This is a genomic window from Mycobacterium sp. KBS0706, assembly GCF_005938675.2.
Lineage (GTDB): Bacteria > Pseudomonadota > Alphaproteobacteria > DSM-16000 > Inquilinaceae > Inquilinus.
Map to the genome: position 1 here is coordinate 75,865 of NZ_VCCH02000017.1, position 15,015 is coordinate 90,879.

A 15,015-nucleotide genomic window follows, 5' to 3' on the forward strand; every position below is an offset into this window, starting at 1 on the left:
CGATATCCCTCCCTAAAGCACGAAATCGCCGGCCGCCAGCGCATGGTCGGAGGTGACGTTGATGGCGAAATCCGGGGCCTTGTCGCCGTTGACGTCGGCATAGACCACCTGGATCGCCCCGGCCGTCACCACCCGCAGCTCGCCGGCATGGCCGGTGAAGCCGCCGGTGCCGAAGCTGAAGGCGGTGTTGCCGTTGCTCGGAATGCCGTCGGCATCGATCGCCGACAGGTCGATCCTGTCCCCGGCCGAGAAGTCGGTGATCCCGTCCTTGCCGGCGCCCGAGACCGCGCTGTCGGACAGGGCCGCGTAGACGAAGCGGTCGCTGCCGGCGCCGCCCTTCAGCGCGTCGCCGCCGCCGCCGCCGGTAAGGACATCACCGCCGCCCATGCCCCAGATCGTGTTGGCATTGGCGTCGCCGGTCAGCGTGTCGGCGAAGCCCGAGCCCAGCAGCTGCTCGATGCCGCCCAGCGTGTCGCCCGCCGCGTCGCCGCCGGACACCGCACCGGTCGCCAGGTTGACCGACACCGCGGCGGCGGAGCCGACATAGCTGGCCGTGTCGATGCCGGTGCCGCCGATGATGGTGTCGGCCCCGGCCGCCCCTTCGATCTGGTCGTTGCCGTCGCCGCCGTCGATCCGGTCGCTGCCGGCGCCGCCGAAGAGCGCGTCGTTGCCGGCCTCGCCGAAGACCTGGTCGTTCTCGTTGCCGGCATCGACCGAATCGTCACCAATGCCGCCATGGAGGGTGTCGATGCCGGCGCCGCCGACCAGCCGGTCGGCCCCATCGCCGCCGGAGAGCGAGTCGTTGCCGGCCTCGCCGGAGAGCACATCGTCGCCGCCATTGCCGGCGAGGGTGTCGTCGCCGAGCTCGCCGCCGATGATGTTGCGGCCGTTGTCGCCGGCCAGCGTGTCGGTGTGGCTCGACCCATACAGGTCCTCGATCCCGCTGAGCGTGTCGCCCTGGGCGTCGCCGCCGGAGGTCGCCCCGGTCAGCAGGTTGACCGACACCGCCGCCGTCGAGCCCTGGTAGTTGGCGAAGTCCGACCCGGTGCCGCCGTTCAGCACGTCGCCGCCCGCCCCGCCGCGGAGCGTGTCGTCGCCGCCGCCGCCGCTCAGCGCATTGGCCCCGGCGGCGCCATACAGCCGATCGGCGAAGGCCGAGCCGACGAGGTTCTCGATGCCCGTCAGCGTGTCGCCCTGGGCGTCGCCGCCCGCGCCGGTGCCGGTGGCCAGGTTGACGTTGACCCCGCCGCCGGACGCCGCATAGTCCGCGGTGTCCGCCCCGGCGCCGCCGATCAGGGCGTCGGCCCCGGCGCCGCCGCGGAGCAGGTCGTCGCCGGCGGCGCCATCGAGCCGGTTCGCCCCGCCGTCGCCGGTCAGGGTGTCGGCCAGGCCCGAGCCGACGAGGTTCTCGATCCCGCTCAAAGTATCGCCCTGGGCGTGGCCGCCCGTGCCGGTGCCCGCCGCCAGGTCGACCTGCACCCCGGCGCCCGAATGGTCGTAATAGGCCGTGTCGATGCCGGCGCCGCCGACCAGCCGGTCCGCCCCGCCTTCCCCGGCCATGGCATCGTCGCCGGCACTGCCGTCCAAGCTATTGTTGGCGGCATCGCCGGACAGCGTGTCGGCGAAGGCCGAGCCGATCAGGCTCTCGATGCTGCTGAACCTGTCGCCCTCGGCCCAGCCGCCCTGGGTGCTGCCGCCGCCGTCCAGCCTGAAGACGATCCCGGCGGTGGACCGGGCATAGCTCACCGTGTCGTTGCCGCCGCCGCCGTGGAAATCATTGGCCGCGGCGCTGGCGCCGAAGACATCGTCGAAGCCGGACCCGACGATGTCCTCGATCCCGCTCAACGTATCGCCCTGGGCGTCGCCGCCCGTGCCGGTGCCCGCCGCCAGGTCGACCTGCACGCCGGCGGCCGAACCGTCGTAATCGACCCTGTCGGCGCCGGCGCCGCCGTTGAGGACGTCGGCGCCGCCAAAGCCGCTGATCACGTCGTCGCTGGCGCCGCCGGAGAGGACATTGGCCCCGCCATCGCCCTGCAGGATATCGACGAAGGCCGAGCCGACGATGTTCTCGATCGCGGTCAGCGTGTCGCCCTGGGCGTCGCCGGCCGTGCCGGTGCCGGTCCGCAGGTCGACCCCTACGCCGATGGCCGAGCCGTCGTAATAGACCGTGTCGATCCCGGCGCCGCCGTTGAGGAGGTCGGCACCGCCATAGCCGTTGATCAGGTCGTTGCCGGCGCCGCCGGCGATGGCATTGGCCGCGGCATTGCCTTGCAGGATGTCGGCGAGGCCCGAGCCGACGAGGTTCTCGATCGCGGTCAGCGTGTCGCCCTGGGCGTCGCCGCCCGCGCCGGTGCCGGTCCGCAGGTCGACCGTGACGGCAGCGGCCGAGCCGTCGTAATGGACCGTGTCGATGCCGGCACCGCCATCAAGGGCGTCGGCACCGGCATAGCCGTTGATCACGTCGTTGCCGGCGCCGCCGGTGATGGCATTGGCCCCGGCATTGCCGCGCAGGATGTCGGCGAGGGCCGAGCCGACGATGTTCTCGATCCCGCTCAAGGTGTCGCCCTGGGCGTCGCCGCCCGCGCCGGTGCCGCTCCGCAGGTCGACGGTCACCGCGGCGGCCGAGACGTCGTAATAGACCGTGTCGATGCCGGCGCCGCCGATCAGGGCGTCCGCGCCGCCTCTCCCGCCCAGGGCATCGTCGCCGGCGCCGCCCTCGAGCCTGTTGCTGTTGCCGTCGCCGGACAGGATGTCGGCAACGCCGGACCCGACGAAATTCTCTATGCCGGAAAAATTGTCGAGCGCAGCCCATCCCCCCGCGCCGGGGCCGCTGCCCAACCTGATGATGACCCCGGCGGTGGACCGGGCGTAGGTCACCGTGTCGATGCCGGCGCCGCCGACGAAGTAATTGGCCACGCTGCTGGCACCGAAGACATCGTCGAAGCCCGAGCCGCCGATGTATTCGATCCCGGTCAGCATGTCGCCCTGGGCGTCGCCGCCTGTGCCGGTGCCGGTCGCCAGGTCGACCTGCACGCCGGCAGCCGAGCCGCCGTAGGAGACCGTGTCGAAGCCATCGCCGCCGTCCAGCGTATCGGCCCCGGCACCGCCCTCGAGCTGGTCGTCGCCCGCGGCACCGGCGAGGATGTTGGCCACGGCGCTGCCGGTCAGCGTGTCGCCGACAGGGGTGCCGTTGACGTTCTCGATGCTGCTGAAGGTATCGCCCTGGGCCGCGCCGGACGCGGTGCCGGCGGCCAGGTTGATCTGGACCCCGGTGACGTGCACGCCATAGCCGGCCGTGTCGTTGCCGTCGCCGCCCTGCAACTGGTCCGCCCCGGCGTGCCCGACGAGCCGATCGTCGCCGGCACCGCCGATGAGAACGTCATCGCCGGCGCCGCCGTCGAGGACATTCGTTCCGCCGTCGCCGATCAGGGTGTCGGCGGCATTGTCCGAGCCGGTGAGATTCTCGATCCCGGTCAGCGTGTCGCCCTGGGCATCGCCGCCCGAGGCGGCACCGCTTCCCAGGTTCACCGTCACGCCGAAGACCGAGGTCTCGTATGTGGCGGTATCGACGCCGGTGCCGCCGAACAGGGTATCCGCATCGAATCCTCCGGAGAGGACATCGTTGCCGGCGCCGCCGTCGAGGATGCTGCTTCCGTTTGGCAGGTTGGGTGCGAAGACATGGCCGGCCAGGACGTCGTCGAAGGCCGAGCCGATGATGTTCTCGATGCCGGAGTATCTGTCCCCCTGGGCGTCGCCCCCCACGCCGACCGCGTCGGGTTGGTAGAGCAGCCGGACGGTGACCCCGGCGGTGGACTGGGCATAGCTCACCGTGTCGCTGCCGTCGCCGCCGTTGATGGTGTCGGCGCCGGCGCCGCCCTGGAGGGTGTCGTTGCCGGCCAGGCCGTTGAGCGTGTCGTTGCCGGCGAGGCCGTTGATGATGTCGATGCCGTCAAGGTTGGCCGGGTTGCCCGGGTCGGTGCCGTTGAGGATGTCGGTGCCGGCAGTGCCGTTGATGGTCTGGGTCACGGGTCGCCCTCCTGCTTTCGGGTCGGCGCCGCTCGCCTCGCGGGAGCGGCCGAACAGCCAAACGCGCCTGGCGGAGCCGGACAGGTGCGGACCGAGGAAGATTTAGCAGGTTTCCGCATACCCGGTTAGGTCCAGATTCAACAAAGCCATGAGTCCAGATGCGGTTCCAATGAGACTGCCCCCCTGTCGAGGGGTTTAGATGGCGATGAAACCGCCAACCCATACGGCCGGCACGCAACGGCAATTCACGCAATGTTCATTGCGCGGCCGCATCGGCCTCGTTCATGATACGTTCCATAAAAAGAGATTGCGGACTCCGATCTCGACGTCCAGGCCCATTGCCGCAGCCTCGCGCTGCAGCAGATCGGCATGCTGACGCGCATCGCCGAGATCGGCATACGGCTGGTCGAGGCGGAGGGCGCCAAGGCCATCGCCCAGGCCGAGCAGCCTGAGGCCGGACCGTCTGAGGCGTCCGAGGCCCCGGCGGCCCGGGACCACGGCCTGGCCTTCGCCCGCCATGCCCGCACGGTGCAGCGGGCCCTGGCGCTGCGCAGTCGCGCCGCCGCCGATCTCTGCGCTGGCGACAAGGCCGACCGTCGGGCCCGCCGCGCCCGCCAGCGCAACCATGTCACCGAGGCCCTCCAAGCCCTGATCTGGGACCCGGCGCAGTCGACCGGGGCGCTCGATGACGCCGAGGACCGCACCACCGATCTGGATGAGCGGCTCGACGAGCTCTATCAGGACGAGGAAGACCGGATCGAGGACCGGCCGGTCGCCTCGGTGATCGCCGGCCTGGGCTGCGGCCTCCGGCTCTCCGACCAATGGCGCCTCCGGGCCGCCGACTGGTCGGACCCGCCCTATCCGCCACCGCTGACCGGCACCGTGGCCGAGACCAGGGATCGGCGCTGGGCCCGGGTGGTCGAGCTGATGCGGCAGCCGCTGCTGCTCGAGACTCCCGACCAGATCCCCGCCCTCATCGCCGGGATCGAGGCCCGGCTGCGGGAGCCCGATGTCACGGCGCTGCTCGACGCCGAGCCCCCGGTCCGGGCCGCCGAACGCCTCCGTCGCTCCCTCGGCCTCGAGCCATACCCCTTCCATGAAGGCCCGGACAAACCCGACACCGGGTGACCGCCGGCCGAGCGATCGGATGGGCCGGAGCCGTCAGCCCCGCGCCGGCTCGCCGCCGGTCGCGGCGATCGCGGCGGCGGCCACGGCCGGGTCGACCTCGCCGCCGTCATGGCTGCGCACCACCACGTCGCGCCGGGCGAGGTGGATGCCCGCAGCGTCGAACTCCTCAAGGATGCGCTGGTACAGCTGGCGGCGGATCATGAACTGCTCGCCCGGCCGGGCCATGAACTTGATCCCGACCACCATGTTGAACTCCTCGATCTGGCGCACGCCCTGGGACTTGGGCGGATCGATCAGATGCGGGCCCAGCACCGGGTCGGCGGCGATCTCGGCGCCGATCTTCTTCACGATCTTCTTCACCTGGTCGACATTGGTGTCGAACGGCACCCGGAACTCCATCTTCACCACCACCCAGTCGCGGCTGAGATTGGTCATCGCCCGGGCCTCGCCGAACGGCACGGTCTGCAGCGCCCCGCGCTGGTGGCGCAGCTTGAGCGAGCGGATCGAGATCGCCTCGACCGTGCCCTTCAGGTTGCCGATCTCGACATACTCGCCGATCCGGAACGCGTCCTCGAGCAGGAAGAACACGCCGGAGACGATGTCCTTCACCAGGGTCTGGGCGCCGAAGCCGATGGCCAGGCCGATGACCCCCGCGCCCGCCAGCAGCGGCCCGATGTCGATGCCGAGCGAGGACAGCACCACCAGCACCGCGACCGTGGCCAGGGTGACGAAATAGGCGTTGCGGAACAGCGGCAGCAGCGTGCGCAGCCGCGCCTGGCGGGTGGCGTCCATCGCCGACATCGACGTGGTCGAGCGGCTGAGATGGTGGTCGATCAGACCGCGGCCGAGATGCCACAGCAGGTCGACGGCGATCAGCGTCAGCACGATGCGCAGCACGGCGCGCAGCGCCATCGCCCCCGGCTCCTCCGCCGCCATCATGGCGTGCATCGAATCGACGCCCCAGCGCTGCGCCAGGAAGCCGAGCGCGGCGAGGATGACCAGCGCCTGGGCGGTCCGCTCGACCAGCATGGCCAGCGGCCTGTCCTTGCCCTCGACCGAATCCGGCGACGCCACCGACCGCGCCGCCTCGCGGATCTGGCGCAGGGCCCAGGGCAGCAGCACCAGCACGAACACCGTGATCGCCGCGCGCCCGGCGCCGAGCGCGATCAGGACCGCGGCAGCCGCCATTGCCACCGTGACCACCCAGCGCGCGAGGTCGTCCTTGAGGCCCGGCTCGTCGGTCCAGGCCCGGCGCCGCCAAGTGAAGGCGACGACCAGGGCCAGCACCAGGAAGGAGGTCAGCTCGCGGATCAGCATCGCCGCGTCCACCGGCGCGTCCAGCCGGCTCATCAGCCGGGCCAGGAACACGCCGCCGATCATCACCGTCGGGATGGCGATCAGCCAGCGCATCACCACCGGGATCACGCTCTCCGCCACCGCGACCAGCCGCAGATCCGGCCGGCCGGGGGCGAGGCCGAGCCGCAGCACCGCCCGCGCCAGCCGGGCTACCAGCACGATGGCGAGCAGGGCGATGACCAGATGCTGGAAGCCGCGCGGCCAGGAGAAGATCAGGAAGATGCCGAGGCTGCCGACGGCGAAGGCGATCACGGCGCCGACGGCGAAGACCAGGCGGGCGGCGAAGACGGCGAGATGCTCGCCGATCCCGGCCCCGGGCGCGTGGATCAGCCGGTGGCGGATCGAGGCGGTCAGGCGCCGGAACAGCCATTCGGCCAGGATGCCGATGCCGACGAAGCCGCCGACCGCCAGGACCAGGCCGATCAGGCCGAGCTCGGCCAGGGCCTGGCCGATCCGCGCCCCGACCGCGGCCAGGATGCCCGGCAGGTCGCGCGCGGTGGCGACGTACCATTGCAGCTTGCTGCGGGTCTGCATCCGCATCATGTCGATCTCGTCCATCTTCTCGGACGAGGCCGCGGCGGCCGGCGCCGGCTGCGCCGCCTGCTTCTGCGCCAGCCAGCCCTGCACCTCCGGGTTGCGCAGCAGGTCGAGCAGCTGCTGCACCGAGGCCGGCGGCGGCTGGTCCGCCGGCGCCGGCGCGGGCGTCTGCTGTGCCCAAGCCGCCCCCCCGGCCAGAACCAGCACCGCGATCAACAGGCCCCGAAACCAGCGCATCCGCCCCTCCCCGTCCCCTTGCCGCGCATGCTGTCCCGCCGCGCCGCCGGTGGCAACGGGCCTTGCGCGAAGAGTCAGCGCCCGGGCCGGGCCAGCCGCCGCTCCAGCGCCGTCGCCGCCAGGGCGATCGGATAGCACAGGGCGAAGTAGAACAGCGCGACGAAGCCGTAGGTGCGGGCGGAATCGAAGGTGGCGTTGACGATGATGCTGCCGGCCTTGGTCAGCTCGACGAAGCCGATCACCGAGGCCAGGGCCGTACCCTTCACCACCTGCACCAGGAAGCCGACCGTCGGCGCGACGGCGACGCGCAATGCCTGCGGCAGGATCACCAGGCGCAGCTGCTGCGGCCAGGACAGGGCCAGGGCGCGCGCCGCCTCCCACTGGCCGCGCGGCACGCTGTCGACCGCGCCGCGCCAGATCTCCGACAGGAAGGCGGCGGCGTAGAGGGTCAGCGCCACCGCGGCGGCGGCGAGCGGCGGCAGGTCGAGCCCGATCAGCGCCAGGCCGAAGAAGCACAGGAACAGCTGGATCAAGAGCGGCGTGCCCTGGAACAGCTGGACATAGAGCCCGGTGGCGTGCCGGGCCCAGCGCCGCCCGGACAGGCGCAGCAGCAAGAGGCCGGCGCCGAGCAGGAAGCCGCCGAGGAAGGCGATCAGGCTCAACGCCACGGTCCAGCGCGCCGCCAGCAGCAGGTTGCGCAGGATGTCCCAGGTGGTGAAGCCGGTCATGCCGCCACCTGCCGATGCCGGAACAGCCGCCGGCCGACCCGGTCCGACAGCCGGCGCAGGACGATGGCGAGGACCAGGTAGATCGCGCCGACCAGCAGATAGGTCTCGAAGCTGAGGAAGGTGCGGGACTGGATGAAGCTGCCGGCGAAGGTCAGGTCGCGCACCGCGATCTGCGACACTACGGAGGAGCCGAGCATGATGATGACGAACTGGCCGGTGAGGGACGGGTACACCTTCTCCAGCGCCGGGATCAGGATCACCAGCCGGAAGGTGCGCCAGCGCGACAGGCCGAGGCTGGCCCCGGCCTCCCACAGCCCGCGGCCGACCCCGTCGAGCCCGGCGCGCACGATCTCGGTCGCATAGCCGCCGAGATTGACGATCATGGCCAGCAGCGCCGCCTCGACGCTGCCGAGCCTCACCCCCAGCCGCGGCAGGCCGAAGAAGACGAAGAACAGCTGCACGATGAAGGGCGTGTTGCGGATCAGCTCGACATAGGCGCCGACCAGGATGCGCACCGGGGCGCGGGCCGAGCGGCGGCCGAGCGCCCCGAGCACGCCCAAGCCCAGCCCGCCGGCGATGGCGATGAGGGTCAGCAGGATGGTCAGCCCGATCCCCTGCAGGACCAGGCCGCCATAGCCGAACAGGTCGGCGAAGTGGAAGGTCAAAGGCGTTGTCCAGCTTCGGATTGGGTCATCGAGGGCGGTGCTCGCCCCCTCACCCGAAATCGCTGCGCGATTTCGACCTCTCCCCAAGGAGAGGTGAAGGTGGCCGGCGCTTTTCTCCCTCTCCTCAGGGAGAGGGAGGGGCCCGCCGCGTTGGCGGCGAGAGGGTGAGGGGGAGCGCCGGCACCGGGCGACACATCACACCGGCAAATCGCCCGGCAGGCCGGCGCCGAGCCACTTCTTGCTGATCGCATCCAGCCGCCCGTCCTGCCGGGCCGCGGCGATGATGGCGTTGACCCTGGCCAGCAGCTTCGGCTCGCCCTTGTTCAGGCCGATGAAGCAGGGCGACTGGCTGAGGATGAATTTCGGCTCCGGCCGCACCGCCGGGTCGCGCGCCAGGATCGCCGCGGCGACGACGTTGCCGGTGGCGATCAGCTCGGTCTGGCCGGACAGGAAGGCGGCGATGGTCGTGTTGTTGTCCTCGAACCGCTCGATGTCGGCATCAGCCGGCGCGATCTTGGAGATCGCCAGGTCCTCCAGGGCACCGCGGGTGACGCCGACGGTCTTGCCCGCCAGGTCCTCGACCTTCGCCACAGCCGAGTCGGCCGGGCCGAACACGCCGGAGAAGAACGGCGCATAGGCGCTGGTGAAGTCGATCACCTTCTCGCGCTCGGCATTCCGGCCGAGGCTGGAGATGATCAGGTCGACCTTGTGGGTCTGCAGATAGGGCAGGCGGTTTGCACTGGTGACGGGCACCAGCTCGACCGTCACGCCCAAATCCTGGGCAATCAGGGTGGCCATGTCGATGTCGTAGCCCTGCGGCTGCAAGTCGGGCCCGGCCGAGCCGAAGGGCGGGAAGTCCTGCGGCACGGCGATGCGGATCACTTTGGCGGCCAGCACGTCATCCAGCGCCTCGGCCGCGGCCGGCTGCACCGCCCCGGCCAGACCGGCCGCGACCACCAGGCCGCAGAGCAGCCCCTTCCCCCAGTTCCGCAACGACATCCTGCGCCTCATCCAAACCGGCGCGACCGCCGCGCCATCCGGGCCTGGGGGTCAGCAAGCGGCGTGCCAGGACAGGCCGGCGAAACAGACGGCAACAAATCGTTACGCAGCCGAGATTGTCCCGGCCGGCCGAGGGCGTTAGGGAAGGGCAGGATCCACCATCAGGACCGGTCGTTGCCCACGCTGCTGTACATCCTCGCCTTCCTCTGCCCGCCGCTCGCCGTCTATCTCGACATCGGCGCCGGGGACGAGTTGCGGCTGAACATCATCCTGACGATCCTGGGCTGGATCCCCGGCATCCTCCACGCGCTCTACATCCTGTCGATCCACCCGCCGTCATAGGACAAAGTCAGCCGCCACCAGGGCGATGGCGCCGGTCAGGGCGATGTGGAAGTCGGAGGTGCCGTCGCCGTTGAGGTCGCCGGCGATGGTGGTGGTGGTCGGGCTGGTGACGGCGAAGCGCAGCTGCCCGGCGACGCCGGTGTAGAGGCCCGAGCCGATGAAGCTGAAGGCCTGGTCGCCGGCAACCGCGGTGTTGGCGTCGATCGCCGACAGGTCGATCCGGTCGCCCTCGGTCCGGATGAAATCGGCGATCCGGTCGGCATTCGCCCCGACCACGCTGTGCGAGGCGGCGGCGAAGGCGAAGCGGTCCGCCCCGGCGCCGCCGAGGAAGGTGTCGACGCCGGCGCTGCCGACCAGCCGGTCGTCGCCCGCCCCGCCGGAAAGAGTGAGGGTGACCCGGCCGGCCGCCACCGCGGCCGCATTGACCACGTCGTTGCCGTCGCCGGCACCGATCGTCAGGCGGTCGATCGTCTCGCTGTGCTGCACCGCGACCGTCGCCCGCAGGCCGCCGATGCCGATATCGGTGGCCGAGGAGGAGAGCGAGATCACATCGGCGCCGAGGGTGCCGTCCACCGTCACCGCATCGGCCGCGCCGTCGCCCGCCGCCGGGTTGGTCCCGGCCAGGTTGATGCCGACCCGGGTGATGTCGGTCCCGGTCAGGTCGTGCACCGCGACCGCGTCGGCGCCGCCGAGCGCCTTGAGCTGGATGCGCTCGACATCGTCCAGGTCCTGGGTGATGGCCGAGACGTCGCGGAGGAACAACACCCGCCCGCCATTGGCCGCGATGTCGAAGGCCTCGTTGGCCAGGGATCCGACGAAGCTGAGGTCGTCGGTGCCGTCCTGGCCTTCGATCGTGTCGCTGCCGCAGCCCGGGACCCAGGAGAAGGTGTCGTTGCCGGCCCCCAGGAAGGCGACGTCGTTGCCGAGGCCGCCGCTGACGATATCGTCGCCGTCGCCGCCCAGCAGCAGGTCGGCGCCGGCGCCGCCGAAGAGCGTGTCGTTGCCGGCGCCGCCGTCGATGGTCAGGGCCAGCGGCGGTGCCCCCAGGGGCCGCGCATCGATCCGGTCGTTGCCGGCCAGCCCGTTGACGATGAGCCGGTCGGCGGCCTCGGCATGGTCGACCACGACCTGCGCCGCCAGCCCGGTCGCCGTCACCGCCGAGCCGGACTGGGTCAGCGTCACGGTCTCGGCGGCCGCGGAGCCGTTGGCGGTCACGATGTCCGCCTGGCCGTCGCCGACGCCGCTGCCGAGACCACCCTCGAGATCGACCTTCACCCGGGTGACATCGGTGCCGGTCAGGTCGTTGACGGTGACCCGGTCGGCCCCGCCCACCGCATGGAAGTCGATGCGCTCGGCATCGTTCATGTCCATGGTGACGTTGGCGACGTCGCGGAAGAACAGCACCCGCCCGCCATTCGCCGAAACGGTGATGGTCTCGCTGACGTTGGAGCCGCGGAAATCGAGCGTGTCGATGCCGGCCTGGCCCTCGATCACGTCGTTATCGTCGCCCGGAGACCAGACGAACACATCGTCCCCCGCCCCCAGCAGGGCCGTATCGTTCCCATCCCCGCCCTGCACGGTGTCGGCGCCGGCGCTGCCGAGGACCACATCGGCGCCGAGGCCGCCGAGCAGGGTCAGGCCGATCCGGCCGGCCGGCAGCGCCGAGGCGTCGATCACATCGTCGCCGCCCAGCGCCTGGATCGTCAGCCGGTCCAGCGCCGGATCGACATTCTGCACCGACACCGATGCCGTCAGCCCGTTGATACCGATGGCGGCGGCCGATGCCACCACGGCGATCACGTCGTTGCCGTTGGTGCCGTCCACGGTCACCGTGTCGGCCGCGCCGTCGCCGGCCGCGGGCGTGGTCCCGGCGAGATCGATCCCGACCCGCGTGATGTCGGTGCCGCTGAGGTCGTGCACCGCGATCCTGTCGACGCCGCCGAGGGCCTTGAGCTGGATGCGCTCGACATCGTTGAGATCCAGGGTGACGTTGGAGACGTCGCGGAGGAACAGCACCCGCCCGCCATTGGCCACGACGTCGAAGGTCTCGTTGGCCGCGGATCCCATGAAGCTCAGATCGTCGGTGCCGTCCTGGCCCTCGATCGTGTCGCTGCCGTCGCCCGGGACCCAGGCGAAGGTGTCGTCGCCGGCGCCCAGCAAGGCCACGTCGTTGCCGCGGCCGCCGATGACGATGTCGTTGCCGTCGCCGCCGAGCAACACATCGGCCCCGGCGCCACCGATGAGCGTGTCGTTGCCGGCGCCGCCGTCGAAGGTCAGCAGCACCGGCGCCGTCGCCAGCGGCCGGGCGTCGATCCGGTCGTTGCCGGCCAGGCCGTTGACGACGATCCGGTCGAAGGTCTCGGCATGGTCGACCACGAGCTGGGCCGCGAGGCCGGTCGCTACCACCGCCGTGCCGGACAGGGTCAGGGTCACGGTCTCGGCGGCAGCGGAGCCGTTGGCGGTCACGACATCGGCCTGGGCATCGCCCGCCCCGGTGTTCAGCACGCCTTCCAGGTCCACCGTCACCCGGGTCAGGCCGGTGCCGGTCTGGTCGTTGACGGTGATCCCGTCGGCCCCGCCCAGGGCGTGGAATTCGATGCGTTCGACGCCGTTCAGGTCCTGGGTGACGGAGGCCACGTCGCGGAAGAAGCGGACGCGCCCGCCATTGGCCGCGATGTCGATGTTCTCGCTGATGTTCGATCCGGCGAAATCGAGCGTGTCGGTGCCGGCCTGGCCCTCGACCGTGTCGTTGCCGTCGCCGGGGGCCCAGAAGAAGATGTCGTCCCCGGTCCCCAGCAGGGCCACGTCGTTGCCGCGGCCGCCGTCGACCACGTCGTTGCCGCCCTCGGCCGAGATCACGTCGGCCTCGTCCGAGGGCTGCGGCTGGCCGGAGGCCGTCACGGTGGGCGATACGAAGCCGGGGGTGATGGTTTCGGCGGCGTCGGTGCCGGTGAAAACGGACATGATCTGAAATCCCTCATCCAAAAAAGGAGGGCCGGAGGGCCGCCCTCCCGATTCCGGCAACGGGACGCGGCCCGCGCCGGGACGATCACATGCAGCCGATGCCGCCGCGCCGGCTGGAAACAAGCGGGCCGGCGATCATGAAATATAGCACGAATTCGACGCGAATGCGGCGGAGTGGCGCCGGACGCCGAGCCGTCGGCCCGGACGCCCGGCTTCCCGGTTACAGCACGAAATCCGCCGCAGTCAGCGCGATAGTGCCGGACAGCGCGATGTGGAAGTCGGAGACGCCGTCGCCATTGACGTCGCCCGCGATGGTGGTGGTCGTGGGCGAGGTGTAGGCGAAGCGCAGCTCGCCGGCATGGTGGGTGAAGAGACCCGTGCCGATGAAGCTGAACGCCTGGTTGCCGGCCAGCACGGTGTTGGCGTCGATGGGCGACAGGTCGATCTTGTCGCCCTGGGCGTGGCTGAAATCGGCGATCCTGTCGGCCTTGGGCCCGACCACGCTGTCCGACACCAGGTTGAACTGGAACCGGTCGGCGCCGGCGCCGCCCAGGAAGGTGTCGGTGCCGGCGCTACCGACCAGCTTGTCGTTCCCCGCCCCGCCCGACAGCGTCAGGCTGATCTTGCCCGCCGCCACCGCCGCGGCGTTGATCACGTCGTCGCCGGCGCCGGCGTCGATCGTCAGCAGATCGGTCGCCTCGGCATGCGTGATCGAGACCGTCTCCTGCAGGCCGCCGATGCCGATCGCAGCACCCGAGGAGGACAGCGAGATCTTGTCGAGGCCGGCGGTGCCTTCCACCGTCACGGAATCCACCGCCCCGTCGCCGGTGGCGCCGCCCACGGTCCCGGCCAGGTCGACGCCGACGCGGGTGACCTCGGTCCCGGTCAGGTCGTGCACCCTGACGGTGTCGGCGCCGCCGAGCGCGGTGAACTGGATGCGCTCGACATCGTTCAGATCCATGTTGATCGAGGCGATGTCGCGGAAGAAGGTCGCCCGCCCGAAATTGGCCAGGACATCGACCGTCTCGGCGGCACCCGCGCCGAGGAAGGCGAGATCGTCGGTGCCGAGCCCGCCCTCGACAGTGTCGCTGCCCTCGCCCGGCGCCCAGACGAAGGTGTCGTCGCCGGCGCCCAGGAAAGCGGTGTCGTTGCCCTTGGCGCCGACCACGATATCGTTGCCGGCGCCGCCGAGCAGCAGGTCCGCCCCGGCGCTCCCGATCAGCGTGTCGTTGCCCTCGCCGCCGTCGAGCACCAGGACCATCGACTGCGGCAGCGCCCGCGCATCCAGCCGGTCGTTGCCGCCGAGCCCGTTGACGATCAGGTGGTCGCCCGCGTCGAAATGCTCGATCGTCGTCTGCGCCGCCAGGCCGTTCACCACCACGGTCGCATCCGCCCCGGTGCCGGTCTGCGACAGTGAGACCACGTCGGCGGCGCCGGCGGACGCGCCGTTGATGACCACCGTGTCCTCGACGCCGTCGCCCGCGGTCCCGTCATGCACCGCGGCCAGGTCGACCGCCACCCGCTTCACATCGGTGCCAGCCAGGTTGTTGATGGTGACCAGGTCCGACCCGCCGAGCGCCTCGAACTCGATGGTCTCGACATTGTCCAGGGTCATGGTCACCGCGGCGATGTCGCGGAAGAAGATCGCCTTCCCGGCATTGGCGAAGATCTGGATGTTCTCATCGGCATTGGCGCCGTCGAAGTCGAGCGTGTCGAGCCCGGCCCCGCCGTCGATGAAGTCGCTGCCGTCGCCCGGAACCCAGCCGAACACATCGTTGCCGTCGCCCAGGAAGGCGATGTCGTCGCCCTTGTTGCCGTTCACCTCATCGTCGCCGCCCAGGGCGTTGATGGTGTCTACGCCGTCCGTGCCCTCGATATGGTCGTTGCCCGGAGTGCCGTTGATGATGGCCATGGTCGTTCCCCTTCTTCACGGGCGGCCCGCGGCCGCCGCTGTTGTCTCACCCGGCCAAAATGCCGGACGCCTGGGGCAGTCGGGTGTTACCGCGGTCACCCGGCGATCGGATCTTCATGAG

Annotated in this window: 9 protein-coding genes; 2 read left to right on the forward strand and 7 right to left on the reverse strand. The window is 70.9% G+C overall.

Annotated elements, in window-relative coordinates:
• Nucleotides 1-12: 12 nt before the first annotated feature.
• Entirely contained in the window at nt 13-4,026 is a 4,014-nt protein-coding gene (locus FFK22_RS11935; RefSeq protein ID WP_138887045.1) for a calcium-binding protein, read from the reverse strand.
• 369 nt (nt 4,027-4,395) lie between these two features.
• Between FFK22_RS11935 and FFK22_RS11940 the strand changes: the two genes are divergently transcribed.
• Entirely contained in the window at nt 4,396-5,154 is a 759-nt protein-coding gene (locus FFK22_RS11940; protein WP_138887044.1) for a hypothetical protein, read from the forward strand.
• 33 nt (nt 5,155-5,187) lie between these two features.
• Here FFK22_RS11940 and FFK22_RS11945 read toward each other — a convergent pair whose 3' ends face one another.
• The 4 genes from FFK22_RS11945 to FFK22_RS11960 form a co-directional block, all read right to left on the reverse strand.
• Complete coding sequence (locus FFK22_RS11945; protein WP_138887043.1) at nt 5,188-7,284, reverse strand: mechanosensitive ion channel family protein; 2,097 nt, start codon at nt 7,282-7,284, stop codon at nt 5,188-5,190.
• A 74-nt stretch (nt 7,285-7,358) separates the two neighbouring features.
• Nucleotides 7,359-8,012, reverse strand: a complete 654-nt coding sequence (locus tag FFK22_RS11950; RefSeq protein ID WP_138887042.1) for an amino acid ABC transporter permease — start codon at nt 8,010-8,012, stop codon at nt 7,359-7,361.
• Complete coding sequence (locus FFK22_RS11955) at nt 8,009-8,677, reverse strand: amino acid ABC transporter permease (protein WP_138887041.1); 669 nt, start codon at nt 8,675-8,677, stop codon at nt 8,009-8,011. The genes FFK22_RS11950 and FFK22_RS11955 overlap by 4 nt, the downstream gene beginning before the upstream one ends.
• A gap of 195 nt (nt 8,678-8,872) precedes the next feature.
• On the reverse strand, nt 8,873-9,676 hold the full coding sequence (locus FFK22_RS11960; protein ID WP_138887040.1) for a transporter substrate-binding domain-containing protein: 804 nt from the start codon (nt 9,674-9,676) through the stop codon (nt 8,873-8,875).
• 174 nt (nt 9,677-9,850) lie between these two features.
• Between FFK22_RS11960 and FFK22_RS11965 the strand changes: the two genes are divergently transcribed.
• Complete coding sequence (locus FFK22_RS11965; protein WP_138887039.1) at nt 9,851-10,018, forward strand: YqaE/Pmp3 family membrane protein; 168 nt, start codon at nt 9,851-9,853, stop codon at nt 10,016-10,018.
• Here FFK22_RS11965 and FFK22_RS11970 read toward each other — a convergent pair.
• Complete coding sequence (locus FFK22_RS11970; RefSeq protein ID WP_138887038.1) at nt 10,013-12,982, reverse strand: calcium-binding protein; 2,970 nt, start codon at nt 12,980-12,982, stop codon at nt 10,013-10,015. The genes FFK22_RS11965 and FFK22_RS11970 overlap by 6 nt on opposite strands.
• A gap of 220 nt (nt 12,983-13,202) precedes the next feature.
• Entirely contained in the window at nt 13,203-14,894 is a 1,692-nt protein-coding gene (locus FFK22_RS11975; protein ID WP_138887037.1) for a calcium-binding protein, read from the reverse strand.
• Nucleotides 14,895-15,015 lie beyond the last annotated feature (121 nt).

Bases quoted from the DNA above. Each gene is read 5' to 3' on its own strand.
- FFK22_RS11970 (WP_138887038.1), bottom strand. From the start codon at position 12,982: ATGTCCGTTTTCACCGGCACCGACGCCGCCGAAACCATCACCCCCGGC.
- FFK22_RS11940 (WP_138887044.1), top strand. From the start codon at position 4,396: ATGCTGACGCGCATCGCCGAGATCGGCATACGGCTGGTCGAGGCGGAG.
- FFK22_RS11960 (WP_138887040.1), bottom strand. From the start codon at position 9,676: ATGTCGTTGCGGAACTGGGGGAAGGGGCTGCTCTGCGGCCTGGTGGTC.
- FFK22_RS11945 (WP_138887043.1), bottom strand. From the start codon at position 7,284: ATGCGCTGGTTTCGGGGCCTGTTGATCGCGGTGCTGGTTCTGGCCGGG.
- FFK22_RS11975 (WP_138887037.1), bottom strand. From the start codon at position 14,894: ATGGCCATCATCAACGGCACTCCGGGCAACGACCATATCGAGGGCACG.
- FFK22_RS11950 (WP_138887042.1), bottom strand. From the start codon at position 8,012: ATGACCGGCTTCACCACCTGGGACATCCTGCGCAACCTGCTGCTGGCG.